24 protein-coding genes and 1 tRNA gene are annotated in these 26,698 nt (G+C 69.5%); 16 read left to right on the forward strand and 9 right to left on the reverse strand.

The window, feature by feature from the left end; translation table 11 throughout:
* The first annotated feature begins 26 nt into the window (after nucleotides 1-26).
* From sigM to trxA, 4 genes are all read left to right on the forward strand, one after another.
* The gene (gene sigM, locus OG875_RS15515; protein ID WP_330174827.1) at nucleotides 27-788 is read left to right on the forward strand and encodes an RNA polymerase sigma factor SigM; all 762 of its coding nucleotides are present in this window, start codon (nucleotides 27-29) and stop codon (nucleotides 786-788) included.
* Nucleotides 785-1,747, forward strand: a complete 963-nt coding sequence (locus OG875_RS15520) for an anti-sigma factor family protein (RefSeq protein ID WP_330174828.1) — start codon at nucleotides 785-787, stop codon at nucleotides 1,745-1,747. Before sigM ends, OG875_RS15520 begins: the two co-directional genes overlap by 4 nt.
* A gap of 124 nt (nucleotides 1,748-1,871) precedes the next feature.
* Complete coding sequence (gene trxB / locus OG875_RS15525) at nucleotides 1,872-2,864, forward strand: thioredoxin-disulfide reductase (RefSeq protein ID WP_330174829.1); 993 nt, start codon at nucleotides 1,872-1,874, stop codon at nucleotides 2,862-2,864.
* A gap of 43 nt (nucleotides 2,865-2,907) precedes the next feature.
* A complete protein-coding gene (trxA, locus tag OG875_RS15530) occupies nucleotides 2,908-3,270 on the forward strand; it encodes a thioredoxin (protein WP_330174830.1) in 363 nt (120 codons plus the stop codon).
* 98 nt (nucleotides 3,271-3,368) lie between these two features.
* Here trxA and OG875_RS15535 read toward each other — a convergent pair whose 3' ends face one another.
* From OG875_RS15535 to rpmH, 9 genes are all read right to left on the reverse strand, one after another.
* Entirely contained in the window at nucleotides 3,369-3,986 is a 618-nt protein-coding gene (locus OG875_RS15535) for a GNAT family N-acetyltransferase (RefSeq protein WP_330174831.1), read from the reverse strand.
* 312 nt (nucleotides 3,987-4,298) lie between these two features.
* Nucleotides 4,299-5,444, reverse strand: a complete 1,146-nt coding sequence (locus OG875_RS15540) for a ParB/RepB/Spo0J family partition protein (RefSeq protein WP_330174832.1) — start codon at nucleotides 5,442-5,444, stop codon at nucleotides 4,299-4,301.
* The gene (locus tag OG875_RS15545) at nucleotides 5,441-6,517 is read right to left on the reverse strand and encodes a ParA family protein (protein WP_330174833.1); all 1,077 of its coding nucleotides are present in this window, start codon (nucleotides 6,515-6,517) and stop codon (nucleotides 5,441-5,443) included. Before OG875_RS15545 ends, OG875_RS15540 begins: the two co-directional genes overlap by 4 nt.
* Nucleotides 6,518-6,792: 275 nt before the next feature.
* The gene (gene rsmG, locus OG875_RS15550) at nucleotides 6,793-7,509 is read right to left on the reverse strand and encodes a 16S rRNA (guanine(527)-N(7))-methyltransferase RsmG (RefSeq protein ID WP_330174834.1); all 717 of its coding nucleotides are present in this window, start codon (nucleotides 7,507-7,509) and stop codon (nucleotides 6,793-6,795) included.
* 112 nt (nucleotides 7,510-7,621) lie between these two features.
* The gene (locus tag OG875_RS15555; RefSeq protein WP_330174835.1) at nucleotides 7,622-8,131 is read right to left on the reverse strand and encodes a Jag family protein; all 510 of its coding nucleotides are present in this window, start codon (nucleotides 8,129-8,131) and stop codon (nucleotides 7,622-7,624) included.
* Between the two features lie 51 nt (nucleotides 8,132-8,182).
* Nucleotides 8,183-9,448 (reverse strand): membrane protein insertase YidC, encoded by a 1,266-nt coding sequence (gene yidC / locus OG875_RS15560; RefSeq protein ID WP_330174836.1) that lies wholly within the window; start codon nucleotides 9,446-9,448, stop codon nucleotides 8,183-8,185.
* A 3-nt stretch (nucleotides 9,449-9,451) separates the two neighbouring features.
* Nucleotides 9,452-9,817, reverse strand: coding sequence for a membrane protein insertion efficiency factor YidD (gene yidD, locus OG875_RS15565; RefSeq protein WP_330174837.1), 366 nt, complete (start codon nucleotides 9,815-9,817; stop codon nucleotides 9,452-9,454).
* Nucleotides 9,814-10,185 carry a ribonuclease P protein component gene (gene rnpA / locus OG875_RS15570; protein WP_330174838.1) on the reverse strand — a complete coding sequence of 124 codons (372 nt, stop codon included), beginning with the start codon at nucleotides 10,183-10,185 and terminating at the stop codon, nucleotides 9,814-9,816. Before rnpA ends, yidD begins: the two co-directional genes overlap by 4 nt.
* Nucleotides 10,186-10,203: 18 nt before the next feature.
* Nucleotides 10,204-10,341, reverse strand: a complete 138-nt coding sequence (gene rpmH / locus OG875_RS15575; protein WP_078850492.1) for a 50S ribosomal protein L34 — start codon at nucleotides 10,339-10,341, stop codon at nucleotides 10,204-10,206.
* 360 nt (nucleotides 10,342-10,701) lie between these two features.
* Here rpmH and dnaA point away from each other — a divergent pair, with 360 nt between their 5' ends.
* The 12 genes from dnaA to OG875_RS15635 all read left to right on the forward strand — a co-directional run bounded on the left by dnaA (nucleotide 10,702) and on the right by OG875_RS15635 (nucleotide 26,593).
* Entirely contained in the window at nucleotides 10,702-12,549 is a 1,848-nt protein-coding gene (dnaA, locus tag OG875_RS15580) for a chromosomal replication initiator protein DnaA (protein ID WP_330174839.1), read from the forward strand.
* Between the two features lie 971 nt (nucleotides 12,550-13,520).
* Nucleotides 13,521-14,651: a DNA polymerase III subunit beta gene (dnaN, locus tag OG875_RS15585; protein WP_330177755.1), complete on the forward strand. Its 1,131-nt coding sequence runs from the start codon at nucleotides 13,521-13,523 to the stop codon at nucleotides 14,649-14,651.
* Nucleotides 14,652-14,812: 161 nt separating this feature from the next.
* Nucleotides 14,813-15,763: a phosphogluconate dehydrogenase (NAD(+)-dependent, decarboxylating) gene (gnd, locus tag OG875_RS15590; protein WP_330174840.1), complete on the forward strand. Its 951-nt coding sequence runs from the start codon at nucleotides 14,813-14,815 to the stop codon at nucleotides 15,761-15,763.
* 49 nt (nucleotides 15,764-15,812) lie between these two features.
* A complete protein-coding gene (gene recF / locus OG875_RS15595) occupies nucleotides 15,813-16,967 on the forward strand; it encodes a DNA replication/repair protein RecF (protein ID WP_330174841.1) in 1,155 nt (384 codons plus the stop codon).
* The gene (locus OG875_RS15600) at nucleotides 16,964-17,566 is read left to right on the forward strand and encodes a DUF721 domain-containing protein (protein ID WP_330174842.1); all 603 of its coding nucleotides are present in this window, start codon (nucleotides 16,964-16,966) and stop codon (nucleotides 17,564-17,566) included. The genes recF and OG875_RS15600 overlap by 4 nt, the downstream gene beginning before the upstream one ends.
* An 856-nt stretch (nucleotides 17,567-18,422) precedes the next feature.
* A complete protein-coding gene (gene gyrB / locus OG875_RS15605) occupies nucleotides 18,423-20,501 on the forward strand; it encodes a DNA topoisomerase (ATP-hydrolyzing) subunit B (RefSeq protein ID WP_330174843.1) in 2,079 nt (692 codons plus the stop codon).
* A gap of 61 nt (nucleotides 20,502-20,562) precedes the next feature.
* Nucleotides 20,563-23,190, forward strand: a complete 2,628-nt coding sequence (gyrA, locus tag OG875_RS15610; RefSeq protein ID WP_330174844.1) for a DNA gyrase subunit A — start codon at nucleotides 20,563-20,565, stop codon at nucleotides 23,188-23,190.
* An 89-nt stretch (nucleotides 23,191-23,279) separates the two neighbouring features.
* Entirely contained in the window at nucleotides 23,280-23,933 is a 654-nt protein-coding gene (locus tag OG875_RS15615; protein WP_330174845.1) for a DUF3566 domain-containing protein, read from the forward strand.
* 81 nt (nucleotides 23,934-24,014) lie between these two features.
* Nucleotides 24,015-24,088: transfer RNA gene (locus OG875_RS15620), tRNA-Ile, on the forward strand.
* A 214-nt stretch (nucleotides 24,089-24,302) separates the two neighbouring features.
* Nucleotides 24,303-24,620 (forward strand): hypothetical protein, encoded by a 318-nt coding sequence (locus tag OG875_RS15625; protein WP_330174846.1) that lies wholly within the window; start codon nucleotides 24,303-24,305, stop codon nucleotides 24,618-24,620.
* A gap of 251 nt (nucleotides 24,621-24,871) precedes the next feature.
* Nucleotides 24,872-25,006 (forward strand): DLW-39 family protein, encoded by a 135-nt coding sequence (locus OG875_RS15630; RefSeq protein ID WP_003958712.1) that lies wholly within the window; start codon nucleotides 24,872-24,874, stop codon nucleotides 25,004-25,006.
* A gap of 258 nt (nucleotides 25,007-25,264) precedes the next feature.
* Nucleotides 25,265-26,593, forward strand: a complete 1,329-nt coding sequence (locus OG875_RS15635) for a hypothetical protein (protein ID WP_330174847.1) — start codon at nucleotides 25,265-25,267, stop codon at nucleotides 26,591-26,593.
* Nucleotides 26,594-26,698 lie beyond the last annotated feature (105 nt).

Genomic DNA, 26,698 nt, shown 5'->3' on the forward strand with positions numbered 1-26,698 from the left:
TGCGGACCAGGGGAGGGGGCTCACCGTTGGAAGACGCCGCACTCGGCGGCGTGAACGACCAGGATCTCCTGGCACGTCACGTCGAAGGGGATCCTGACGCCTTCGGTGAGCTCGTACGACGCCACCGGGACCGGCTGTGGGCCGTGGCCCTGCGCACGCTGGGAGACCGCGAGGAAGCCGCCGACGCCGTCCAGGACGCGCTCGTCTCCGCCTTCCGCGCCGCCCACACCTTCCGCGGCCAGTCCGCCGTCACGACCTGGCTGCACCGCATCACCGTCAACGCCTGTCTGGACCGGGCGAGGAAAGCCGCCTCCCGCAAGACCTCCCCCGTGGACGACACGGAGCGGCTGGAGCAGCTTCTCGAACCGCACGAGTCCGCCGCGGCCCCTGCCGAGCGCCAGGACCTGCACCGGCAGCTGATCGCCGCCCTCGCCAAGCTGCCCGCCGACCAGCGGGCCGCGCTGGTCCTGGTCGACATGCAGGGATACCCCGTCGCGGAAGCCGCGCGGGTCCTCGATGTCCCGGTCGGGACCGTCAAGAGCCGCTGTGCGCGTGGCCGGGCCCGACTGCTGCCGCTCCTCACCCATCTGCGGGAAAACACCGGTGGCACGGGTGAAAGAGCCGGAGTGGGACCACAGAGGAACCGGACGGCGGGCTCATCCGTCCCATCGAAGCCGGGACCACAGAACAGAGGACCGGACAGAACACCGGACAGTGAGCCGGACACCGGACCAGATGGAGGACCACACGGTCCTGCCACCGTGAAGGGAGGAGGTGGGCGCGCGTGACAGCGACGACCGGCACGACAGAGCACCCGGATGTCTCGGAGCTCTCCGATCTCACCGAGGGCCTGCTCTCCCCCGAACGGAGCACCGAGGTACGCGGCCATCTCGACGGCTGCCCGTCCTGCGCGGAGGTGTACGCCTCACTGGAGGAAATCCGCGAGCTGCTGGGCTCGCTGCCCGGCGCACCCCGGATGCCCGCCGACGTGGCCGCGCGGATCGACGCCGCCCTCGCCGCCGAGACACTGCCGAGCACGTCCACGCCAGCGTCCACGCCGGTGTCCGTGCCCCCTGCCGTGTCGGAGCACGAGCCCTTCGACGCGGATGCGTCGAGCGATGTTTCACGTGAAACAACGCGCGTCGGCGCGACCGTCGCCGATACACCTCGGGCGGACCGCCCCGCAGGGCGCCCGCGCGCGGCCACCGGACCCGGCCGCACCCGACCGGCGCGCCGCCGCCGTGGTGCGATCTTCGGCGCCGTCTTCGGCACGGCGGCGATAGGCGTGAGTGTCCTGCTGTTCCAGACGATGTCCTCGTCCACCGATGACACCCAGTCGTCGTACAAGGCCGACGCCGGATCGAGTCTGGCCGACCGCGGAGTCGGGGCTTTCTCCGGCTCCGAGATCCGGGACAAGGTCCGCACCCTTCTCGCGTCCACGCCGGCGACCGGCGAACCACGCGCGGCCGATGAAGGGAGCTCGCCCCTGGACGGCCCCACTGTGCAGACCTCGCCGAAGGTGATGGCGCAGCTGCCGCCCTGCGTCCAGCAGGGAACGGGCCGTACGGACATCCCCCTCGCGGCCGAACGAGGCACGTACGAGGGCATGGAAGCCTTCCTCGTCGTCCTGTCGGACCCGAACGACGGGAGCATGGTGCAGGCCTATGTCATCGACGCCGCCTGTGTGAACGCCACCCCGCCCGTCAAGGGCGAACTTCTGCTGACGCAGGCCCTTCCCCGCCGCTGACCGACCACCCGGTGCTGCCGGGGCCCCAAGGGAATGCGCGGCCCTTAGGATCCGTTGGGTGGGGTGAGAGTCTGAACCGCCCCCAGGCAGTAGCAGGCAGTCAGCAGAGACGAGGAAGAAACCCGTGAGCGACGTCCGCAATGTGATCATCATCGGCTCCGGTCCGGCCGGGTACACGGCCGCGCTGTACACCGCGCGCGCGTCACTGCGTCCGCTGGTGTTCGAAGGCGCCGTCACCGCCGGTGGCGCGCTGATGAACACGACCGACGTGGAGAACTTCCCCGGCTTCCGCGACGGCATCATGGGCCCGGATCTGATGGACAACATGCGGGCCCAGGCGGAGCGCTTCGGTGCCGAGCTCGTTCCCGACGATGTCGTCTCCGTCGACCTCACCGGAGAGATCAAGACCGTCACCGACACGGCGGGCACCGTACACCGGGCCAAGGCCGTGATCGTGACCACCGGGTCGCAGCACCGCAAGCTCGGGCTGCCCCGCGAGGACGCCCTGTCCGGACGCGGTGTCTCCTGGTGTGCCACCTGTGACGGGTTCTTCTTCAAGGACCAGGACATCGCCGTGGTCGGCGGCGGCGACACGGCGATGGAGGAAGCGACGTTCCTCTCCCGGTTCGCCAAGACGGTCACGATCGTCCACCGGCGGGACACCCTGCGGGCCTCCAAGGCCATGCAGGACCGGGCCTTCGCCGACCCGAAGATCCGGTTCGCCTGGGACAGCGCGGTCGAGGAGATCCACGGCGACCCGAAGCTCTCCGGTCTGACACTGCGCAACACCAAGACCGGCGAGACGTCCGAGCTGGCGGTGACGGGCCTGTTCATCGCTGTCGGCCACGACCCGCGTACGGAGCTCTTCAAGGGTCAGCTCGCCCTGGACGACGAGGGATATCTGACGGTGGACGCGCCCTCGACGCACACGAACCTCACGGGTGTCTTCGCCGCCGGTGACGTCGTGGACCACACCTACCGTCAGGCGATCACCGCTGCCGGTACCGGCTGTTCCGCGGCTCTCGACGCCGAGCGGTTCCTCGCGGCCCTCGGCGACAGCGAGAACGCCCCCGAGCCGGAGAAGAGCGCCGAGGCGGAGAAGACCGCCTCCGTCTGACCATCACCACTGCCCTGCACACCCCCGAAGTGAGGAGGCCGCCGTGGCCGGCGCCCTGAAGCATGTAACCGACGCCTCGTTCGACGAGGACGTCCTGAAGAGCGACAAGCCCGTCCTGGTGGACTTCTGGGCCGCCTGGTGCGGACCGTGCCGCCAGATCGCTCCGTCTCTGGAAGCCATCGCGGCCGAGTACGGCGACAAGATCGAGATCGTCAAGCTCAACATCGACGAGAACCCGGGCACGGCGGCCAAGTACGGAGTGATGTCCATTCCGACGCTGAACGTCTACCAGAACGGAGAGGTCGCCAAGACCATCGTCGGCGCCAAGCCCAAGGCGGCGATCGTGCGCGATCTGGAGAGCTTCATCGGCAGCGACGCGCCGGTGAGCAAGGAAGCGACCGGCTGAGACACCGCACAACTGCGCGCGGCACACGCGCATCACGCGCGATGTTTCACGTGAAACGGGCCCGTCCCCCTCGGCAGGGGGACGGGCCCGTTCATGTCTCAGAGCGGTCTGAGCGCCGGGTCCTTCTGCACCGCGCCCAGCAGTCGGTCCAGCGCATGCTCGACGTCCTCCTTCCAGGAGAGCGTCGTGCGCAGATCGAGCCTCATACGCGGGTAGGTGGGATGGGTCCGTACCGTCTTGAACCCCACCGCCAGCAGATGGTCCGCCGGCAGCACACAGGCCGGCTCCTTCCAGCGCGCGTCCCCGAACGCCTCGATCGCCTTGAACTCCCGTCGCAGCAGATCCTTCGCGACGGTCTGCACCATCACCCGGCCGAGTCCCTGCCCCCGATAGCCCGGCATGATCCACCCCGTCATCAGCTGGACCGCGTCGGGAGAGACGGGACTTGTCGGGAACGCCGTGGCGCGCGGTACGTAGGCCGGAGGCGCGTAGAGGACGAACCCGACGGGCACGTCGTCCACATAGACCAGCCGGCCGCACGATCCCCATTCCAGCAGGACCCCCGAGATCCAGGCTTCCTTCTCCTCGCGCGCCCGACCGGCTCCTACCGCCGCTTTTCCTCTGACCGGATCAAGCTCCCAGAAGACACACTCCCCGCACCGGTGGGGGAGATCGGGAAGGTTGTCCAGCGTGAGCGGTACGAGCCGACGCCCCATTGAGGCAGATCCTCACTTCCTGCGCCTGCCGCGCCACGAGCCGCGGTCAGCGCACTGCGCTCCCGAATCAGGCTGCCGACGAAGCCGCCGACCACCCCCAGGCCCAGTCCAGCTGACATCAGTTGGCCCCGGCTCACCGATTGCATGGCCCCGCCCTTCCTCTGCGATGGATCAAGGTGGATGCGCCATACCAGAACGCATCGTATCCACCCAGAGATGCCCCGCACACCGAGGGACGGCAAAGGGCGGGCCGTGTCCGGCGTTCACCGGACCAGGCCCGCCCTGTTGGCGGTGCGGCGGAAGGAAGAAACGTCAGTTCGCGTCAGCAGCCGGGCCGTTCGACCGGTCGACGCCCTCCGTGCCCTCGTCGTCCTCGGCGTCGCCGTCCGCGTCGAGTCCCCGCTCCAGGACGCGCCCCTCACCGGGGGCGAGCGTACTGAGGATGCGCTCCAGATCGACCAGCGAGGCGAACTCGACGGTGATCTTGCCCTTCTTCTGGCCCAGGTCGACCTTCACCCGGGTCTCGAAGCGGTCCGACAGCCGGGACGCCAGATCGTTCAGCGCGGGCGACGGCAGCGCGCCGGCCCGAGGCCCCTTCGACCGGGACGGGCTTGTCGGCCGTGATCCCATCAGGGTCACGATCTCCTCGACGGCCCGTACGGAGAGCCCTTCGGCCACGATGCGGTGGGCCAGCCGGTCCTGCTCGTCGGAGTCCTCCACGGAGAGCAGCGCCCTCGCGTGCCCGGCCGAGAGCACCCCGGCGGCGACCCTGCGCTGTACGGGAAGGGAGAGTCGCAGCAGCCGGAGGGTGTTGGAGACCTGCGGACGCGAGCGCCCGATCCGGTCGGCCAGCTGATCGTGCGTGCAGTGGAAGTCCTTGAGCAACTGGTCGTAGGCCGCGGCCTCTTCCAGCGGGTTCAACTGCGCGCGGTGCAGGTTCTCCAGCAGCGCGTCCAGCAGCAGCTTCTCGTCCTCGGTGGCCCGGACGATCGCCGGGATGCGCTCCAGGCCCGCTTCCCGGCAGGCTCGCCAGCGCCGCTCACCCATGATGAGCTCGAACCGCTCCGGCCCCAACTGCCGGACGACGATGGGCTGGAGCAGACCCACCTCCTTGATGGAGGTGACCAGCTCGGCCAGCGCGTCCTCGTCGAAGACCTCACGGGGCTGCCGCGGGTTCGGCGTGATGTAGTCCATCGGCACCTCGGCGAAGTACACGCCGTCCGGTGCCTTCACCTCGGACGAGGCCGGGCTCTCCTGTGCGGGGATCTCCGCCGACGCCGGAGCCGGCGACTGAGGCAGCGTGGTGACCTTGGCCGCCGCGACGCCCCGCTCCGCCGTCAGCACCGGTGCCGTTCCGGAGGAGTTGGTCTCCCCGGACAAGGCTCCCTGCTTCTCCTGTGGAGCAGGGGGGATCAGTGCATTGAGCCCACGCCCCAAGCCTCTACGTCGGTCGCTCACTGCGTCCCCTCCGAAATGCTCTGCTGACTGTTGCCGATCGCGTGGGCGTGCTTGACGTCATACCTCATGCCGACCCCACGCAGGGCGATTTCACGAGCGGCTTCGAGGTACGACAGCGAACCGCTGGAACCCGGATCATAGGTCAGTACCGTCTGCCCGTAGCTCGGTGCCTCCGAGATACGGACCGACCGGGGGATGCTCGTCCGCAGCACCTCGTCACCGAAGTGACCGCGGACCTCCTCCGCCACCTGGGAGGCCAGCCGGGTCCTGCCGTCGTACATGGTCAGCAGGATTGTGGACACATGGAGGGTGGGGTTCAGATGTGCCCGCACCAGGTCCACGTTCCGGATCAGCTGTCCCAGTCCTTCGAGCGCGTAGTACTCGCACTGGATGGGGATCAGCACCTCGGCGCCCGCGACCAGCGCGTTGACGGTCAGCAGGCCGAGCGACGGCGGGCAGTCGATCAGGACGTAGTCCAGCGGCTGCTCATACGCCTCGATCGCCCGCTGAAGCCGGCTCTCGCGTGCGACCAGCGACACCAACTCGATCTCCGCACCGGCGAGATCGATGGTGGCGGGTGCGCAGAAGAGACCTTCGACGTCCACGACAGGCTGGACCACCTCGGCGAGCGGCTTGCTCTCCACCAGGACGTCGTAGATCGAGGGGACTTCGGCATGGTGGTCGATCCCGAGCGCCGTGGAGGCGTTGCCCTGGGGATCGAGGTCGACCACAAGAACGCGCGCGCCGTGCAGCGCGAGCGACGCGGCAAGATTGACCGTGGTCGTGGTCTTGCCGACGCCCCCCTTCTGGTTGGCGACCACCATGATTCGCGTCTGTTCGGGGCGTGGCAGTCCCTCACCGGCACGTCCCAGGGCTTCCACGGCCAGCTGGGCGGCACGGCCGATGGGGGTGTCGTCGATCGGGGGCGGCGATGTTTCACGTGAAACATCGCCGCCCGACGACTCGGAACGGGGGCCGGGGACCGGATCGGTCATCGGTCCCGCGATGTTGGCGTCGGACCGCAAGGATTCACTCTCCTCGACTTCAGGCTCGCAATGAACAGAGCCTGCCATGCTTTCGGGGTCGGGAACCAGCGAGGCCCGTGGTTCTGTGGATAACTCCCTCTCCGTGGCCAGTCCGCTACCCCTCACGAGGGGTTTCTTACTCCGAGGTACGGACGCGGCGCGACCCCGGTCGATGATGCCCTGGAGCAGTGAGCGACGTTTCACGTGAAACACGATGCCCTCGCCGAGGGGCCGGGTCGTTCCGACACTCCGGGGAGGGCGGTCAGCGCTCCTTCGATGGAGCATCACGGGCAGTCGGCGTCCCACCGACGCCCGTGACCGCGTCAGCGGCGGCGGCGCACCCGGTCCGCACGGGCGGCCTTGGCCCGCTTCGCCGCGAACCGCACCCCGCCGGGGCTCTCCCCGACCTCCGCGCGCACCACGGTGGCGGGCGGATCGACCAGTCCCTCACCCGCCCGCAGCACCGAGACGTCGATCACCCCGAGCTTGCTCAGGGCCGACCGGGCGCCCTTCAGTTCTTCCTCGGCCGTGTCCCCCTTGAGCGCCAGCATCTCTCCGTACGGACGCAACAGCGGCACGCCCCAGCCGGCCAGCCGATCCAGCGGGGCCACGGCGCGGGCCGTCACCACATGGACGGGCTGGAGGGTCCCGAGGACTTCCTCGGCGCGCCCCCGGACCACGGTCACATGATCCAGGCCCAGCAGCTCGACGACCTCCTGGAGAAAGTTCGTCCGCCGCAGCAGCGGCTCCAGCAACGTGATCCGAAGATCGGGCCGTACCAGGGCCAGCGGGATCCCCGGCAGCCCGGCGCCCGAGCCGACGTCACAGACGCTCACTCCTTCGGGGACCACCTCGGAGAGCACCGCGCAGTTCATCAGGTGCCGCTCCCAGAGCCGTGGCACCTCACGTGGCCCGATGAGACCACGGGTGACTCCCGCGTCAGCGAGAAGCTCCGCGTACCGGACGGCTGTCGGGAGGGAGTCCCCGAACACCGTCCTCGCCTCGTCCGGCGCAGGGGGAAGCTCTACTGGCTCCGTCACGGGAACCGTCCTTCCGTACGAACCACCACACGGTGATTCACAGTCACTGTCTCGGGCTGACACACGTCCGGCCCCGCCTGTGGACAGACGGGGCCGGCAAGGGGAATACCGCTCAGGCGGGGAGCACGACGACGAAGCGCCCCGGCTCCTCGCCCTCCGACTCGCTGCGCAGTCCGGCCGCCGCGACGGCGTCGTGCACGACCTTGCGCTCGAAGGGCGTCATGGGATTCAGCTTGACGGGCTCACCGGTGCTCTTGACCTCGTCGGCGGTCTTGGCTCCCAGCTCGGCCAGCTCCGTGCGCTTCTTCGCCCGGAAGCCCCCGATGTCCAGCATCAGCCGGCTGCGGTCGCCGGTCTCCCGGTGCACCGCCAGCCGCGTCAGCTCCTGGAGCGCTTCGAGCACTTCGCCGTCGCGGCCGACGAGCTTCTGAAGATCACGGCCACTGACGTCGCTGATGATCGAGACCGCGGCCCGGTCGGCCTCGACGTCCATGTCGATGTCGCCGTCGAGGTCGGCGATGTCCAGCAGTCCTTCGAGATAGTCGGCTGCGATCTCGCCTTCCTGCTCAAGGCGGGTGAGGGTGTCACTACCCTCGGCGGCGGAGGTGGTGCCTTCCGACACGGATGGACTCCTTCTTGCTACGGGCTGGCTACGGGCTTCGGGGCGCTGCGCTTACTTCTTGGTCGGGTGCTTGGGCCGCTGCTGGCCCTTGCGCGGCCCGGTCTTGGCCCGCGCGGCACCGTTGCCGGTCTTGCGCGGCTTGGGCTGGGCGTCCTGCGGCTCGTCGTTCTTCTGGAGCGACGTCTTGGGCGTCTCGTCACCGGCGCCGGACGGCTTCGTACCGGCCCCCGGCGCGGCCGGGTGTCCGGCTCCCGCCTGGCGCTTCGACTTGGGCTGACGCTTGGGCTGCTGCCGCTTCGCCGCCTGCGACTCACCCTCGGGGAGTGCCTCGCCCTTGATCACCGTGCCGTCCGCCTGGGCGACCAGACCGGTCTTCGAGAGGCTGGTGATGAACTTGCGCTCGTAGTCGTTACGGTCGGGACCCTTGGCCACGATCGCCGAGACGATGGTGCGCCGGCGCTTGGAGCGGACCTCGCTGTGCGTGGTGATGGTCTTGAGCAGGCGCTCCAGGTACTGGTCCTGGGCCTTGCTGCCGGGCGTCGGGTTCTGGTTGATCACGTACATCTGCTGGCCCATGGTCCACACGTTGGTGGTCAGCCAGTAGACGAGGACACCGACGGGGAAGTTGATGCCCATCACCATGAAGATCACCGGGAAGATGTACATCAGCATCTTCTGCTGCTGCATGTACGGCGTCTTGACGGTGAGGTCGACGTTCTTCGTCATCAGCTGGCGCTGCGTGTAGAACTGCGACGCCGACATCATGACGATCATGATCGCGGTGACCACGCGTACGGCGGTCAGCGAGGCGTCCAGGGACGCGACCTCGGCGCTGCTGTCGGTGAACGTCGACGCCAGCGGGGCGCCGAAGATGTGCGCCTGCCGCGCGCTGTCGAGCAGCGACTGGTTGATGACGCCGACCGTCTTGCCGGAGGCGATGCTTGAGAGCACGTGGTACAGGGCGAAGAAGAACGGTGACTGCGCCAGGATCGGAAGGCACGAGGAGAGCGGGTTGGTACCCGTCTCCTTGTACAGCTTCATCATTTCCTCGGACTGGCGCTGCTTGTCGTTCTTGTAGCGCTCCTGGATCGCCTTCATCTTGGGCTGAAGGACCTGCATGTTCCGGGTCGACTTGATCTGCTTGACGAACAGCGGGATCAGACAGATCCGGATCAGGATCACCAGGGACACGATGGACAGGCCCCAGGCCCAGCCCGTGTCAGGGCCGAAGAGGGCCCCGTACAGGCTGTGGAACTGGACGATGATCCATGAGACAGGCGTGGTGATGAAACTGAAGAAACTGGCGATCGTGTCCACTAATCAGGCTCCTTGAGCATGGGACGAGGTCTCTGCGGCCGGACTCGGGGTTTCGGGGGCCGAGGCCGAATCCCCGGAAGGCACGCCGGCGGCGGACTGTCCGCCCCTGGTGCCGCGCCACGCGTCGCGCAGCAGTTCGTGCCACCGCGGGCGCTTGCGCGGTGGCACATGATCCACGCCACCCGGCGACCACGGATTGCACCGCAGGATGCGCCAGGCCGTCAGACCGGTGCCCTTGACGGCGCCGTGCCGGTCGATGGCCGTGTAGCCGTAGTGGGAACACGACGGGTAGTACCGGCAGACGGGCCCGAGCAACGGGCTGATCGTCCACTGGTACAGCTTGATCAGAGCCAGCAGCGGGTACTTCATCGCGCGCCCCCTCCCAGTAGCCGCTCCAGGGCGGCGTCCAGGTCTCGGGCCAGCTGTGCATGGTCGGCGTCGCCCGCACCGGGCAGCGCTCGTACGACAACCAGGCTACCGGGGGCCAACCGGGGCAGCCGATCGCGTACGAGGTGACGAAGCTGACGCTTCACGCGGGTCCGGACGACGGCCCCGCCCACGGCTTTGCTTACGACGAAACCCGCCCGCGTCGGGGGATCGCTCTCCCCAGACGCGTGCGGGCCCGTAGTACCGCTGCGTAGATGTACGACCAGAAGCGGGCGTCCGGCCCGGCGTCCTCGGCGTACCGCGGTCGCGAAGTCCTCGCGCCGCCTCAGCCGATTCTCGGTAGGCAGCACGTCATAACCTGTTGGCGATCAGGCGGACAGGTTGGTGCGACCCTTGCCACGGCGGTTCGCGAGAATCGCGCGACCGGCGCGGGTGCGCATACGGAGCCGGAAGCCGTGGGTCTTGGCACGACGACGGTTGTTCGGCTGGAAGGTGCGCTTGCTCACTCGGGGGCTCCAGAGGTGATGATGGGAAGGGCGGGACGTCGCCTGGCTGTCACCGTGCGCCCACGAGTAGCTCGCGATTACGCCCAAGTGCACCGCTTCACGACCACGGATCGTGATCCTTGCCCTTCGGAGGCAGGCGGCAGCAGCCATCGACAACTCGACCGGGTCACGGTACGCGCGGCTACGCCATACGGTCAAACCAGTCAGCTGCCACGTTCCATTATGCACAGCCTGTGGACAACAACTTGAACCGCGTGGAACGCCTGACTACCGTGACCGGACTCCGGATTCTTTTCCGCCGGTCTTCCCACCCCGTCCCGAGAACCACACATTCGTGGGACCAGCGAGAGAGCGTGCCCTGTGGCTGATGTACCTGCCGATCTTGCCGCAGTGTGGCCGCGAGTCCTGGAGCAGCTCCTCACGGAGGGCCAGCAGGGCGTCGAGCCCAAGGACAAGCAGTGGGTCGAGCGCTGCCAGCCGCTGGCGCTGGTGGCCGACACCGCACTGCTGGCCGTGCCCAACGAGTGGGGCAAGCGGGTGCTCGAAGGCCGCCTCGCCCCGCTCATCAGCGAGACCCTGAGCCGGGAGTGCGGCCGGCCCATCCGGATCGCCATCACCGTGGACGACTCGGCCGGGGATCCCCTGCCGCTGCCGCACCAGAACCGCTACCAGGGTCCGCAGCACGACGACGGCCGTGATCCCCGCGACCGCGACCCGCGTGACCGTGATCCCCGGGACCCCCGCGACCGTGACGCGCGTCACGACGACCCCCGCCCGGACGACTCCCGCCACGACGACGGGCGCCCCGACACCGGCTACCTCCTCTACGGCCGCCGCCCGTCCGACGACGACGGCATGCCGACCGCCCGGCCCGCGTACCCCGACTACCCGCAGCAGCGCCCCGAGCCCGGCGCCTGGCCCCGGACGCAGGAGGACCTGTCCTGGCAGCAGCAGCGGCACGGCGGCTTCCACGACCGGGACCCGTACGCGACGGCCCGGCCGGGGGGACCCTCGCACGACTACCGGCCGCCGCAGCCGCCGGAGGGCCGGCCGTACGACCAGCAGCGCCCGGACCGGCACGACCTGGATCCGCAGCAGCAGCGGCACGGCGGCCGGGGCGGGGCGGCCGGACCGCTGGGCGCCCAGGCGTCGCCGCCGCCGGGACCCGGTGAGCCGCACGCGCGTCTCAACCCCAAGTACCTCTTCGACACCTTCGTGATCGGGGCGTCGAACCGGTTCGCGCACGCGGCGGCCGTCGCCGTCGCGGAGGCGCCGGCCAAGGCGTACAACCCACTCTTCATCTACGGCGAGTCCGGGCTCGGCAAGACGCACCTGCTGCACGCCATCGGTCACTACGCGCGCAGCCTCTATCCCGGCACGCGGGTGCGGTACGTGAGCTCGGAGGAGTTCACCAACGAGTTCATCAACTCCATCCGCGACGGCAAGGGCGACACCTTCCGCAAGCGCTACCGGGACGTCGACATCCTGCTCGTCGACGACATCCAGTTCCTGGCGAGCAAGGAGTCGACGCAGGAGGAGTTCTTCCACACCTTCAACACGCTCCACAACGCGAACAAGCAGATCGTGCTCTCCTCGGACCGGCCGCCCAAGCAGTTGATCACCCTGGAGGACCGGCTGCGCAACCGCTTCGAGTGGGGGCTGACCACCGATGTGCAGCCGCCGGAGCTGGAGACGCGTATCGCGATCCTCCGTAAGAAGGCGGTGCAGGAGCAGCTGAACGCCCCGCCCGAGGTGCTGGAGTTCATCGCCTCGCGGATCTCGCGCAACATCCGTGAGCTGGAGGGCGCGCTGATCCGGGTGACGGCGTTCGCCTCGCTCAACCGCCAGCCGGTGGATCTCGGGCTGACGGAGATCGTGCTCAAGGACCTGATCCCCGGCGGCGAGGACTCGGCCCCCGAGATCACCGCGGCGGCCATCATGGCGGCGACGGCGGACTACTTCGGGCTGACCGTGGAGGACCTCTGCGGGTCGTCGCGCAGCCGGGTGCTGGTGACGGCGCGGCAGATCGCCATGTATCTCTGCCGGGAGCTGACGGATCTGTCGCTGCCCAAGATCGGCGCGCAGTTCGGCAACCGCGACCACACGACCGTGATGCACGCGGACCGCAAGATCCGCGCGCTGATGGCCGAGCGGCGCTCGATCTACAACCAGGTCACCGAACTCACCAACCGCATCAAGAACGGCTGAGCGGCCGGCCGCGTCGGCCGACCGGCTCCAGGGCGCCCCCGGGACACCGTCCCCGGGGGCGCCCTTCGTCATGTCCGTGCGGCGCCCTTCGTCGCGTCGGCGGGCCGCCCCGGGTCATGTCCACGGGGGTGGCCGGCGTCGCGTCCGCGGGGTGTCCGGCGCGTCGGCGGGATCCGGCAGCCGGTCAACCGCTGTTCGAATAAGGGGTGTTGAGGGCCACTTCTCCACAGGAAGCGGCCCGATCTCCCGTCCACACCCTGGGGATGGATAAGTTGTCCAGACTGTGTCCACAGGCGGACCGGCCGGGAATGGATCTTGCCAGGTCAGACCCCTGGGGATTTGTGGCCAACTTTCCTCCACAGCCTGTGGACAGTTTTTCCGCCCGCGAACACCGGGTCCGGTTGTCCACCGGCAACCCACAGGCGGGGGCCTGTTGCCCACAGCCTCGGCCCACTTCTCCACACCGCTGTCCACTGTTCGGCAACAAAACACGACTGTTCACCGGGGAGAGTGAAAGGCGTCACACCGAGGTTGCCGAGGGCCCTGTGGGGAACCTCGGAAAAGCTGGGGACGACCCTGGGGAGAAGTCGGGGTGCCCTGTGCACCGCCTGTGCAGAACTTTCGGCCGTCCACAGAGCGACGGGGTTATCCACTGTCGTCGCCCACAGGACCGGTGGACAAAAAAACGGTCCTGACCTGGGAAAACGGGGTTATCCACGGAATCCACAGGACCTACTACTACTAACACCCTGAGTTACCTGGAATGGCGTTTGAAAGTGGGTGCTGTGCACAACTCGGCGCCGGACCGCACCGGGCCGCCCGTCCCGACTTGACCCCGAGGAGCACCGAGTGTCGGTGCCGTACGTCAGACTGGTCCCCGGCAACCTCACCCTGCCCATGGCGGAGTGAGCTCATGCCGACGGACGAAGAAGGCCGGCACGGCGAGTCAGCAACAGCAGGAGGCGGTTCCGGTGAAGATCCGGGTGGAGCGCGATGTACTGGCGGAGGCGGTGGCCTGGGTGGCCCGCAGCCTCCCGGCCCGTCCGCCGGCGCCCGTTCTTGCGGGCCTTCTGCTGAAGGCCGAGGAAGGCGCACTGAGCTTCTCCAGCTTCGACTACGAGGTCTCGGCCCGGGTCTCGGTCGACGCCGAGGTCGAGGAGGACGGCACGGTCCTCGTCTCCGGCCGGCTGCTCGCCGACATCTGCCGCGCCCTGCCCAACCGGCCGGTGGAGATCTCCACCGACGGGGTACGGGCGACGGTGGTCTGCGGCTCCTCGCGGTTCACCCTCCACACCCTTCCCGTGGAGGAGTACCCGGCGCTGCCCCAGATGCCGACCGCCACCGGCACCGTGCCCGGTGAGGTCTTCGCCTCGGCCGCCGCCCAGGTCGCCATCGCGGCGGGCCGCGACGACACGCTCCCGGTGCTCACCGGCGTACGCATCGAGATCGAGGGCGACACCGTCACCCTCGCCTCGACCGACCGCTACCGGTTCGCCGTCCGCGAGTTCCTGTGGAAGCCGGAGGTCGCCGACATCTCCGCGGTCGCCCTGGTGCCCGCCAAGACGCTGCTGGACACCGCGAAGGCGCTCACGAGCGGCGACACGGTCACCCTGGCGCTCTCGGGCTCCGGCGCGGGCGAGGGGCTCATCGGTTTCGAGGGCGCCGGACGCCGGACGACCACACGGCTCCTCGAAGGCGACCTCCCGAAGTACCGGACGCTGTTCCCGACGGAGTTCAACTCGGTCGCGGTGATCGAGACCGCGCCGTTCGTCGAGGCCGTCAAGCGTGTGGCGCTGGTCGCCGAGCGCAACACCCCGGTGCGGCTGAGCTTCGAGCAGGGCGTGCTCATCCTGGAGGCCGGTTCCAGCGACGACGCACAGGCTGTGGAAAGGGTCGACGCCAAGCTGGACGGCGACGACATCTCGATCGCCTTCAACCCGACGTTCCTGCTCGACGGGCTCAGCGCCATCGACTCGCCCGTCGCGCAGCTCTCCTTCACGACCTCCACCAAGCCCGCGCTCCTCAGTGGGAAGCCGGCCGTGGACGCCGAGGCCGACGACGCGTACAAGTACCTGATCATGCCGGTGCGCCTGTCGGGCTGACCCACCCTCCCACCGGTCCGTCGGGGTGCCACCCGGCGGCCGGGGCCGGGTCGCCGGGCCGTTCCACCAGGTCAGGCGTAGGCTCGGGCGGGGCCTCGCGGCACTGTCGCCGCCCGTCCCGTGCCTGAACGACTGTCGGCCCAACGCGTAAGGAAGCACTGATGGAGCTCGGTCTCGTCGGCCTCGGCAAGATGGGCGGCAACATGCGTGAGCGCATCCGCCGCGCAGGCCACACCGTCATCGGATACGACCGGAACGCGGACGTCGCGGACGTCCACAGCCTCGAAGAGCTGGTGAACGCGCTCAAGGCGCCGCGCGTCGTCTGGGTGATGGTCCCCTCGGGTGCGGCGACCCAGTCGACCGTCGACGAGCTGTCGGGGCTGCTGTCCCCCGGCGACGTGGTCGTGGACGGCGGCAACTCCCGCTGGACGGACGACCAGAAGCACGCGGTGGAGCTGGGCATCAAGGGCATCGGCTTCGTCGACTGCGGCGTCTCGGGCGGCGTCTGGGGCCTCGAGAACGGCTACGCGCTGATGTACGGCGGCCTCCCGGAGCACGTCGCGAAGGTCAAGCCCGTCTTCGACGCCCTCAAGCCGGAGGGCGACAAGGGCTCGGTCCACGCGGGCAAGGTCGGCGCGGGCCACTTCGCGAAGATGGTCCACAACGGCATCGAGTACGCCATGATGCAGGCGTACGCCGAGGGCTGGGAGCTGCTGGAGAAGGTCGACGCGGTCACCGACGTCCGCGAGGTGTTCCGCTCCTGGCAGGACGGCACGGTCATCCGTTCCTGGCTGCTGGACCTGGCGGTCAACGCGCTGGACGGCGACGAGCACCTGGACGCCCTGCGCGGGTACGCCGACGACTCCGGCGAGGGCCGCTGGACGGTCGAGGCGGCCATCGACCACGCGGTGCCGCTGCCCGCGATCACGGCCTCGCTGTTCGCCCGCTTCGCGTCCCGGCAGGACGACTCGCCACAGATGAAGATGGTCGCCGCGCTGCGCAACCAGTTCGGTGGCCACGCGGTCGAGCAGGCGGACGAGAGCGGTCCGGGCGGCAAGCCCGGTAAGCCCGTCAAGCCGGGCAAGCAGCCCGGACCCAAGAACAAGAAGTAGCCGTTCGCACACGCGGACGGGGCGGAACAGGGGAGGTCGGCACCGGTCCATGCATGTCACGCATCTGTCGCTGGCCGACTTCCGTTCGTACGCCCGGATCGAGGTGCCGCTCGATCCGGGCGTCACCGCGTTCGTGGGGGCCAACGGGCAGGGGAAGACCAATCTGGTCGAGGCGGTCGGCTATCTCGCCTCCCTCGGCAGCCACCGGGTCTCCTCCGACACCCCACTGGTGCGGATGGGCGCCGAGCGCGCGGTGATCCGGGCCGCCGTCACCCAGGGCGAGCGGTCGCAGCTGATCGAGCTCGAACTCAATCCCGGCCGGGCCAACCGGGCCAGGATCAACCGGTCGTCGCAGGTCAGGCCCCGTGATGTGCTGGGGATAGTCCGTACGGTGCTGTTCGCGCCCGAGGACCTGGCGCTGGTGAAGGGCGACCCCGGCGAGCGCCGGCGCTTCCTGGACGAGCTGATCACGGCGCGCTCCCCGCGCATGGCGGGTGTCCGCTCCGACTACGACCGGGTGCTCAAGCAGCGCAACACCCTGCTCAAGTCGGCGGCGATGGCGCGGCGGCACGGCGGGCGTGGCATGGATCTCTCCACGCTCGACGTGTGGGACCAGCATCTGGCACAGGTGGGCGCGGAGTTGCTGGCGCGGCGGCTGGACCTGATCGAGACGCTCCAGCCCCTGACGGACAAGGCGTACGAGCAACTGGCGCCCGGTGGCGGGCCGGTGACGCTGGAGTACCGCTCCTCGTCGGTCGGCCCCGAGGCGCCGGGCGCGGACGGCCAGGCCGACGTGCCGCGTTCGCGTGAGGAGCTGTACGCCCGGCTGATGGCCGCGCTGGCGGCCTCGCGCAAGCAGGAGATCGAGCGGGGAGTCACGCTGGTGGGCCCGCACCGGGACGAACTGCTGCTGAAGCTCGGCCAGCTGCCCGCCAAGGGCTACGCGAGCCACGGCGAGTCCTGGTCGTACGCGTTGGCCCTGCGGCTGGCCTCGTACGACCTGCTGCGCGCCGAGGGGAACGAACCGGTGCTGGTCCTCGACGACGTCTTCGCCGAGCTGGACGCGCGGCGCCGGGAGCGGCTGGCGGAGCTGGTGGCGCCCGGCGAGCAGGTGCTGGTGACGGCGGCGGTGGACGACGACGTGCCGGGGGTGCTGGCCGGGGTGCGGTTCACGGTGGCCGACGGCACGGTGGAGCGGACATGAGCGGCACCGGCGGCATCAGCGGCATCAGCGGCGGCGCGGCGCGGCCGGAGGGAACGGGCGGGGCGTCCGATCCGGCGGCGTCCGGTGCCGCGCCCGCCGAGCCGTCGGGCGTCGATCTGGCGCGGGTCGCGCTGCGGGCGGCGAAGGAGCAGGCGCGGGCCCGGGGCACCGCGGCCCAGCAGAAGAAGCAGGCCCGGCGGGGCGGGGGCCTGCGCTCGGGCGCGGGGGCCGACGGCCGCGACCCGCTGCCGCTGGGTGCCGCGATCAGCCGCCTCATCGCCGAGCGCGGCTGGGAGACGCCCGCCGCCGTGGGCGGCGTGATGGGCCGCTGGCCGCAGATCGTGGGCGAGGACCTCGCCAAGCACTGTGTGCCCGAGCGGTACGAGGAGGACGAGCGGATCCTGACGGTGGTCTGCGACTCCACACCCTGGGCGACACAACTGCGGCTGTTCGCCCCCCGGCTGGTGGCCCGGCTGAACGAGGACCTGGGGCACGGCACGGTAAAGATGATCAAGGTACGGGGTCCGGGCGGGCCCCCACGCCGCTTCGGCGGGCTGCGCGCCCCGGGGAGCAAGGGGCCGGGGGACACGTACGAGTGAGGCGGGGCGGCCCGGGGCCGCCTGGCCCGGCAGCCGGTGCGAGCGGGGCTGTTCCGGTACGGCCTTACCCGCCGCCGTCCCTGCCCCGCCGCCGATCCGTCGGACGAACCGACTCCCGCGCGGCTGCCGCCTCTCACGACCGGGCCGGCCACCCGCCCGCCGCCTCTCCGGCGCCGCCCCGCGGAAGCCGAGCCGATAGGCCGTCGCCGTACGCCAGGCCCGTCCCGTACGTACGGCCGCGTCCGCCCCGCCCGCGTACCCCTCGCCGGAGGCGTACGCCGGGGCTACCGGACCGGACGGCAGACGCCCCGGGCGCAGACGTCCCGCAGCCGCCCCAGGCCCCCCACGCCCCCCGTACGGCCAACCGCACCCCCCGCACACCCGTACGCGTCCCGGCCGCCCCCACACGAGCCCCCGCCGACCCCTCCCGGCCGGTGCCGCAACGCCCCGGTCGGCTCCCCGGCAACGCCTCGTCAGCGCCCCAACAACCCCGTCGTGAGGCCCACTTCACCCCCGTATCGCCGCATCGCTCCGGTGCCCTCCGGAGGGCACCGGGACCCCCGCGTACCGCTGCGGAGCGTGAGGCGTCCCTCACGGTAGCGGGAGGTTGACAGCGAGAAGCGCTCAAAGCCCGTGTGAGCCTCTTGGAGCCCCTGCCCGAATATGGGGAGTCGGCAACCGCCGGTTCAGGGCGGCACATGCGGACTCAGGTACCGGCAAACCCCCATTCGGGTCGCCGCTACCGGTAGACTGATGAAGAATCCCGCCTCGTCGGCGGGACTCGTCCCCTGAGACTGACAAACACTGTCGCAAGCCGAACGACGCAGCCGCTCCCGCCCTGTCCGGAGAACGGCCTGTGCTGTGCCAGAAAGGGCGCTTCGTGGCCGATTCCGGCAACCCCAACGAGAAGACTCCGTCCGTAGCCACCGGTGAGAACGGCGAGGTATCGGCCTCGTACGACGCCAACGCGATCACGGTGCTGGAGGGCCTGGACGCGGTCCGCAAGCGTCCCGGTATGTACATCGGCTCGACCGGTGAACGTGGGCTTCATCACCTGGTGACCGAGGTCGTCGACAACTCCGTCGACGAGGCTCTGGCCGGGCACGCGGACACCATCGACGTCACGATCCTCGCCGACGGCGGCGTACGCGTGGTCGACAACGGCCGCGGCATCCCCGTGGGCATCGTGCCGTCCGAGGGCAAGCCGGCCGTCGAGGTCGTGCTGACGGTGCTGCACGCGGGCGGCAAGTTCGGCGGCGGCGGCTACTCCGTCTCCGGCGGTCTGCACGGCGTGGGTGTCTCCGTCGTCAACGCGCTGTCGACGAGGGTCGCCGTCGAGGTCAAGACCGACGGCTACCGCTGGACGCAGGACTACAAGCTCGGGGTGCCCACGGCGCCGCTGGCGCGCAACGAGGAGACGAACGAGTCGGGCACCTCGGTCACCTTCTGGGCCGACCCCGACGTGTTCGAGACGACGGAGTACTCGTTCGAGACCCTGTCGCGCCGCTTCCAGGAGATGGCCTTCCTCAACAAGGGCCTCACCCTGAAGCTGACCGACGAGCGCGAATCGGCCAAGGCCGTCGTGGGCGCCGACGTCGCGGGCACGGACGCGGCCGAGTCCTCCGCCGAGGAGCCGGTGCGCACCGTCACGTACTTCTACGAGGGCGGCATCGTCGACTTCGTGAAGTACCTCAACTCCCGCAAGGGCGAGCTGATCCACCCGACGGTCATCGACATCGACGCCGAGGACAAGGAGCGGATGCTCTCGGTGGAGATCGCGATGCAGTGGAACTCGCAGTACAGCGAGGGGGTGTACTCCTTCGCGAACACGATCCACACGCATGAGGGCGGTACGCACGAGGAGGGCTTCCGCGCGGCGATGACCGGCCTGGTCAACCGCTACGCGCGCGAGAAGAAGTTCCTGCGCGAGAAGGACGACAACCTGGCGGGCGAGGACATCCGCGAGGGGCTGACCGCGATCATCTCGGTCAAACTGGGCGAGCCGCAGTTCGAGGGCCAGACGAAGACCAAGCTGGGCAACACGGAGGCGAAGACCTTCGTACAGAAGATCGTGCACGAGCACCTGACGGACTGGTTCGACCGGCATCCCAACGAGGCGGCCGACATCATCCGCAAGTCGATCCAGGCCGCCACGGCGCGGGTCGCCGCCCGCAAGGCCCGTGACCTGACCCGGCGCAAGGGGCTGCTGGAGTCGGCGTCGCTGCCGGGCAAGCTGAGCGACTGCCAGTCCAACGACCCGGCCAAGTGCGAGATCTTCATCGTGGAGGGCGACTCGGCCGGCGGCAGCGCCAAGTCCGGCCGCAATCCGCAGTACCAGGCCATCCTGCCGATCCGCGGCAAGATCCTGAACGTCGAGAAGGCGCGGATCGACAAGATCCTCCAGAACACCGAGGTGCAGGCGCTGATCTCGGCGTTCGGCACCGGCGTGCACGAGGACTTCGACATCGCGAAGCTCCGCTATCACAAGATCATTCTGATGGCGGACGCCGACGTCGACGGCCAGCACATCAACACCCTGCTGCTCACGTTCCTCTTCCGTTTCATGCGCCCGCTGGTCGAGGCGGGGCACGTGTTCCTCTCCCGTCCCCCGCTCTACAAGATCAAGTGGGGCCGTGACGACTTCGAGTACGCCTACTCGGACCGGGAGCGCGACGCCCTGGTCACCCTGGGCAAGCAGAACGGCAAGCGGATCAGGGAAGACTCGATCCAGCGCTTCAAGGGCCTCGGCGAGATGAACGCCGAGGAGCTGCGCATCACGACGATGGACGTCGACCACCGGGTCCTCGGCCAGGTCACGCTCGACGACGCGGCGCAGGCCGACGACCTGTTCTCGGTGCTGATGGGCGAGGACGTCGAGGCCCGGCGCTCCTTCATCCAGCGCAACGCCAAGGACGTCCGCTTCCTCGACATCTGAGTCGGTCTCCCGCTGACCGTTCTGACCGTTCCGAACAGGCCGAAAGGACCACTGACCAGCAATGGCCGACGAGAACACCCCTGTGATGCCCGAAGAGGTGCCCGCCGTGGAAGGCGTGGGCATGCGTGTCGAGCCCGTCGGGCTCGAGACGGAGATGCAGCGCTCGTACCTCGACTACGCGATGTCCGTCATCGTGTCGCGCGCGCTGCCCGACGTACGGGACGGGCTGAAGCCCGTCCACCGCCGGGTGCTGTACGCGATGTACGACGGCGGGTACCGGCCCGAGAAGGGTTTCTACAAGTGCGCGCGCGTCGTCGGCGACGTGATGGGCACCTACCACCCGCACGGCGACTCCTCGATCTACGACGCGCTGGTCCGCCTCGCGCAGCCATGGTCGATGCGGATGCCGCTGGTGGACTCCAACGGCAACTTCGGCTCGCCCGGCAACGACCCGGCCGCCGCCATGCGGTACACCGAGTGCAAGCTGATGCCGCTGTCGATGGAGATGCTCCGGGACATCGACGAGGAGACCGTCGACTTCACGGACAACTACGACGGCCGCAACCAGGAGCCGACGGTCCTGCCGGCCCGGTTCCCGAACCTGCTGATCAACGGCTCGGCCGGGATCGCCGTCGGCATGGCCACCAACATCCCGCCGCACAACCTGCGCGAGGTCGCGGCGGGCGCGCAGTGGGCGCTGGAGCACCCGGACGCCTCGCACGAGGAACTGCTGGACGCGCTGATCGAGCGGATCAAGGGCCCGGACTTCCCGTCGGGCGCGCTGGTCGTGGGCCGCAAGGGCATCGAGGAGGCGTACCGCACGGGGCGCGGCTCGATCACCATGCGCGCGGTCGTCGCCGTCGAGGAGATCCAGAACCGGCAGTGCCTGGTCGTCACCGAGCTGCCGTACCAGACCAACCCCGACAACCTCGCGCAGAAGATCGCCGACCTGGTGAAGGACGGCAAGGTCGGCGGCATCGCCGACGTACGCGACGAGACGTCCTCGCGCACCGGGCAGCGGCTGGTGGTCGTGCTCAAGCGCGACGCGGTCGCCAAGGTCGTGCTGAACAACCTGTACAAGCACACCGACCTCCAGTCGAACTTCGGCGCGAACATGCTGGCGCTGGTCGACGGGGTGCCGCGCACGCTGTCGATCGACGCGTTCATCCGCCACTGGGTGACGCACCAGATCGAGGTCATCGTCCGGCGGACGAAGTTCCGGCTGCGCAAGGCCGAGGAGCGCGCGCACATCCTGCGCGGTCTGCTCAAGGCGCTGGACTCGATCGACGAGGTCATCGCGCTGATCCGGCGCAGCGACACCGTCGAGACGGCGCGCGGCGGTCTGATGGAGCTGCTCGCGATCGACGAGATCCAGGCGAACGCGATCCTGGAGATGCAGCTGCGCCGGCTGGCGGCGCTGGAGCGGCAGAAGATCGTCGCCGAGCACGACGAGCTCCAGGAGAAGATCAACGAGTACAACGCGATCCTGGCGTCGCCGCTGCGGCAGCGCCAGATCGTCAGCGAGGAACTGGCGGTGATCGTCGACAAGTTCGGTGACGACCGGCGTTCCAAGCTGGTGCCCTTCGACGGTGACATGTCCATCGAGGACCTGATCGCCGAGGAGGACATCGTCGTCACGATCTCGCGCGGCGGCTATGTGAAGCGTACGAAGACGGACGACTACCGCTCGCAGAAGCGCGGCGGCAAGGGCGTGCGCGGCACGAAGCTCAAGTCGGACGACATCGTGGACCACTTCTTCGTGTCCACCACCCACCACTGGCTGCTGTTCTTCACGAACAAGGGCCGGGTGTATCGGGCGAAGGCGTACGAACTGCCCGACGCCGGGCGGGACGCGCGCGGCCAGCACGTGGCGAACCTGCTGGCGTTCCAGCCGGACGAGAAGATCGCGCAGATCCTGGCCGTACGGGACTACGAGGCGGTGCCGTACCTGGTGCTGGCGACCAAGGCCGGCCTGGTGAAGAAGACGCCGCTGAAGGACTACGACTCCCCTCGTTCCGGTGGTGTGATCGCGATCAACCTCCGGGAGACGGACTCGGGCGCGGACGACGAGCTGATCGGCGCCGAGCTGGTGTCGGCGGACGACGATCTGCTGCTCATCAGTAAGAAGGCGCAGTCCATCCGGTTCACCGCGACGGACGATTCCCTGCGGCCGATGGGGCGGGCGACATCCGGGGTGAAGGGGATGAGCTTCCGCGAAGGGGACGAACTGCTGTCGATGAATGTGGTGCGGCCCGGTACGTTCGTGTTCACTGCTACCGACGGTGGCTACGCGAAGCGAACCAACGTCGACGAGTACCGCGTCCAAGGACGTGGCGGCCTCGGTATCAAGGCCGCGAAGATCGTGGAGGACCGCGGGTCGCTCGTGGGTGCGCTGGTGGTGGAGGAGACGGACGAGATCCTCGCCATCACCCTGGGCGGCGGCGTGATCCGTACGCGGGTCAACGAAGTCAGGGAGACGGGCCGTGACACGATGGGTGTCCAACTGATCAACCTGGGCAAGCGCGATGCCGTCGTCGGCATCGCTCGTAATGCCGAGGCCGGTCGTGAGGCTGAAGAGGTCGAAGGAGTCGTCGGCGAGGACGCCGACGGGGCTCCGGCGACCGAAGGGGCCGAGCCTGCCGAGGACACCGAGGGCGCCCAGCCCTCGGTCGCGGAGCACGAGGAGTAGACAGCGTGAGTGGAGCCACGGGCGCCGGATCGGCCGCTTCCGGAGCGAACGGTGCCCGTGGCCCTGCCACGGACTCCCAGGGGGTTACGGTGACCGACACCCGGGGGCAGCAGCCCCCTTACGAGACATACGGATCAGCCGAGCAGCAGTCTCAGCAGCCGTACCACCCGCCGCAGGCGTATCCGACGCCGTCGGGCGGGGGGACCGGGGCCGCACCGCACACGCCGGGCGGCCAGCCGCACGTTCAGCTGGGCCAGGCCGCAGGACCGGGCGTGGCACCGGGCCAGCCGGCACAGGCGCACGCGGGTGGTGGCCGGCCGTCCTCGACGGCGGGCGTACGCCTGCCGCGCACGGGGGCGCGTACGACTCCGCGCACCCGCAAGGCACGACTGCGGGTGGCCAAGGCCGACCCGTGGTCGGTGATGAAGGTCAGCTTCCTGCTGTCCATCGCGCTCGGCGTCTGCACCGTGATCGCGGCGGCGGTGCTGTGGATGGTCATGGACGCGATGGGCGTCTTCTCCACGGTGGGCGGGACGATCAGCGAGGCGACGGGCTCGAACGAGAGCAACGGCTTCGATCTCCAGTCGTTCCTCTCGCTGCCGCGGGTGCTCATCTTCACGTCGGTGATCGCGGTGATCGACGTGGTCCTGGCGACGGCCCTGGCGACGCTCGGCTCCTTCATCTACAACCTGTCGGCGGGCTTCGTGGGCGGCGTCGAGCTGACGCTCGCCGAGGACGAGTAACGCCCGGCCGGGAGGGTCACGGAGGCTCCGTTACCGATTTTGGGACTGGCCCTGGAGTGCGCTAATCTTCAGGGGCAGCGCGGGGCTATAGCTCAGTTGGTTAGAGCGCATCCCTGATAAGGATGAGGCCACAGGTTCAAATCCTGTTAGCCCCACCGCGGTTGTAGTGCAGGTCGGACGGCCGGTAGATCCTCGGGATCTACCGGCCGTCTGCGTGTGTGGATCTCGATTGCCCGCTACTACCCCGTAACACCGAGGCCCGCTGACCGGTGGATTCAAGGTTCGCGCAAGGTTCTCCGAAGGACGCCCCCGCATGCTGCACGTGACGGCCCGAATCTCCGGGCCTCCGTGCAATCCGAGGGGCAGATCATGCGTGTACGTAGGAAGGCCGCGGCGGCGATCGCCTCCGTGGCAATGGCCGGCGGAGGGCTGGTCGCGACGGCTCCCGCCGCCTCGGCGGCTCCGGCAGGGGCGACGGCGCTGCCGTCCTGTGTCCGGGCCTCGCACTACAACGTTCCTGGGGGCTTCAACACCTCCATCACGAACGGGTGCAACTACACGGTCCGGGTCAGGGTCATCGTCGACTGGGGCGGCGACAGCGACTGCTACGTGATGGGTGCGAGGACATCCACGGTCCACCAGTGGATCGGCGTCACGGGCACCTTCAACAGCATCGCTTCCTGCTGAGGACCTGGGCCGCCGGTTCGTGCGGCCCGTGAGGTTCGGTGGAGGGCCCGGCCCCGCGGGGTCGGCCATGCCCCGACGATCCGTTCGGACGGAGAGACTTCCGTCCGGGCGGATCGCTTTGTGTCCGGCGGGGGTTGACGAGGTGTTCCGGGGGCCCGGTGGGGCGCGTACGCAGGTCACTGATCGGTCTCGGCCGGTGTGTATAGTCGGGCGCCAGAAGGCCCCCAGACAACGAAAGACGAGGTCGCGCGGTGAAGAAGCTTCTCCTGGTCGCACTGGCCGCCATCGGCGGGCTCCTCGTGTACCGCCAGATCCAGGCGGATCGCGCCGAGCAGGATCTGTGGACGGAGGCGACCGACTCCGTGCCCGCAGGTTCGGGTGTGTGAGAACCGGTAGTCGGTACGCGTGCCCCGGTCGCTGAGGCGGCCGGGGCTTCGTGTTGTCGTGGATCCGCCGGGGCGGCCGGTTCGGTTGCTTCGGTGGAACGCCGGGGCGGGCGGGCCGGGCGGATCATCGGTCCGCGGAGACAGCGGTGGGCGTGGCGGGGCAGGATGGGGCGGTGCCCCGGGACGCCGAGGAGCGTCGGGGGCGGGCTGTTGGTGGTGGGCGGCCGGGCCGTTCCAGGGGACGACAAGGGGAAGCTCGTGAAGAGGCTGCGCAGCGGGGGCCGGGGCGCGCTGGTCGCGGTGGCGGCGGTGTGCGCGGTGGCGGCGCAGGCGGGGGCTCCGGTGCTGCCGGGCCTGTCCGGGCCGGACGGTGCGGACAGGCCGGCCGGTGCGGCGTGGGCTGCCGAGGGGCCGAGCCCGTACGCCTTCGACCCGGAGGCCGACGTGATCGAGGGCGCGGAGAGCGACGGTGACGCGCCACCGCTCGACGAGGGCGTCACCTACCGCGACTCGATCGGGCCGGGCGAGCGGCTCCACTACCTGATCGACCTGGACGCGGCGGAGAACGCGTACGTGTCGGCCACCGCCGTACCCGCGTTGGGTTCGCGGGTGCGGCTCGGTGACGAGCTGACGGTCACCGTGGAGGACCCCGACGGCCGGACCTGTGACTCCGAGGAGGCGCGCGTCCCGCCCACGGGCGACTATCCGCGGCCGTTGACCGCGTACGCGTCCCGGACCCTCGACGGTGAGGAGTCCGGCCCCTGCACGGCGGCCGGTACGTACCGCGTGGTCGTGGAGCGTGAGTCCAAGGCCACGTCCACGCAGGATCCGTGGGAGATGGAGCTGCGCCGTCTGTCCGAGCCGGGGCTCAGGTCCGGGGGGCCCACGGAGCCGGCCGGTGACTGGTCGAGCGCGGTTCCCGAGCCGCCGTCCGCCGCTCCGGAGGCGCGGGAGGGCGGTGCCGGGTTCAGTACGGCCGTCGGGCTGGAGGCGGGTGCCTGGACGGCGAGCGTCGTTCCCGGTGAGTCGGTCTTCTACCGGGTACCGGTCGACTGGGGCCAGCAACTGTTCGCCACCGCGGAGCTGGGGAGTTCGGAGGGGGACGGCATCGTCGGCGGGGCTATGTCGCTCGCCGTGCACAACCCGGCGAGAGGGCTGGTCGACAGCGCGGAGTCGACGTCGTACAGCGGCCGGCCGAAGTCGGTCTCGACGGATCCGGCGCCGCCGGTGGACTACGCGAACCGGTTCCGTTCCTCCGCGCGCGAGCGGGCGATGCGTTTCGCGGGCTGGTACTACGTGCGCGTGAGCCTCAACCCGGAGGTGGGCGAGAAGTTCGGGCAGAGGCCGTACGACGTGACGCTGAGCCTGACGGTGAACGGCGCGGCGGTGGACGGGCCGGAGTACGACGGCCCGGCCGGCGAGTTCGCGGTGTCGGACGAGAGCCTGGACCAGGCGGAGAACGGGGACACCCCGGCCGCCGGGGACAGCGGGACGATGAAGCTGGTCGCGGCGGGCGGGATCGGACTGGGGACGGTGCTGCTGCTGGGCCTCGGCGGGTGGACGCTGCTCGCCCGGCGGCGGGCCTGAATCGGGCGGTGAGGACCTGATCGTGAACGGGTGAGTACCTGATCAGGACGGGGCGAGAACGTGGACCGGCCGGGGCGAGGCGCCTGATCAGGAACCGGTGAGGAT

The organism is Streptomyces sp. NBC_01498 (assembly GCF_036327775.1).
GTDB lineage: Bacteria > Actinomycetota > Actinomycetes > Streptomycetales > Streptomycetaceae > Streptomyces.

Excerpts from the sequence above, each read along its gene's own strand:
- OG875_RS15625 (WP_330174846.1), top strand. The coding sequence starts at position 24,303 with ATGCGTGTACGTAGGAAGGCCGCGGCGGCGATCGCCTCCGTGGCAATG.
- gyrA (WP_330174844.1), top strand. The coding sequence starts at position 20,563 with ATGGCCGACGAGAACACCCCTGTGATGCCCGAAGAGGTGCCCGCCGTG.
- gnd (WP_330174840.1), top strand. The coding sequence starts at position 14,813 with ATGGAGCTCGGTCTCGTCGGCCTCGGCAAGATGGGCGGCAACATGCGT.
- OG875_RS15600 (WP_330174842.1), top strand. The coding sequence starts at position 16,964 with ATGAGCGGCACCGGCGGCATCAGCGGCATCAGCGGCGGCGCGGCGCGG.
- OG875_RS15545 (WP_330174833.1), bottom strand. The coding sequence starts at position 6,517 with ATGGCAGGCTCTGTTCATTGCGAGCCTGAAGTCGAGGAGAGTGAATCC.
- OG875_RS15535 (WP_330174831.1), bottom strand. The coding sequence starts at position 3,986 with ATGGGGCGTCGGCTCGTACCGCTCACGCTGGACAACCTTCCCGATCTC.
- yidD (WP_330174837.1), bottom strand. The coding sequence starts at position 9,817 with ATGAAGTACCCGCTGCTGGCTCTGATCAAGCTGTACCAGTGGACGATC.
- recF (WP_330174841.1), top strand. The coding sequence starts at position 15,813 with ATGCATGTCACGCATCTGTCGCTGGCCGACTTCCGTTCGTACGCCCGG.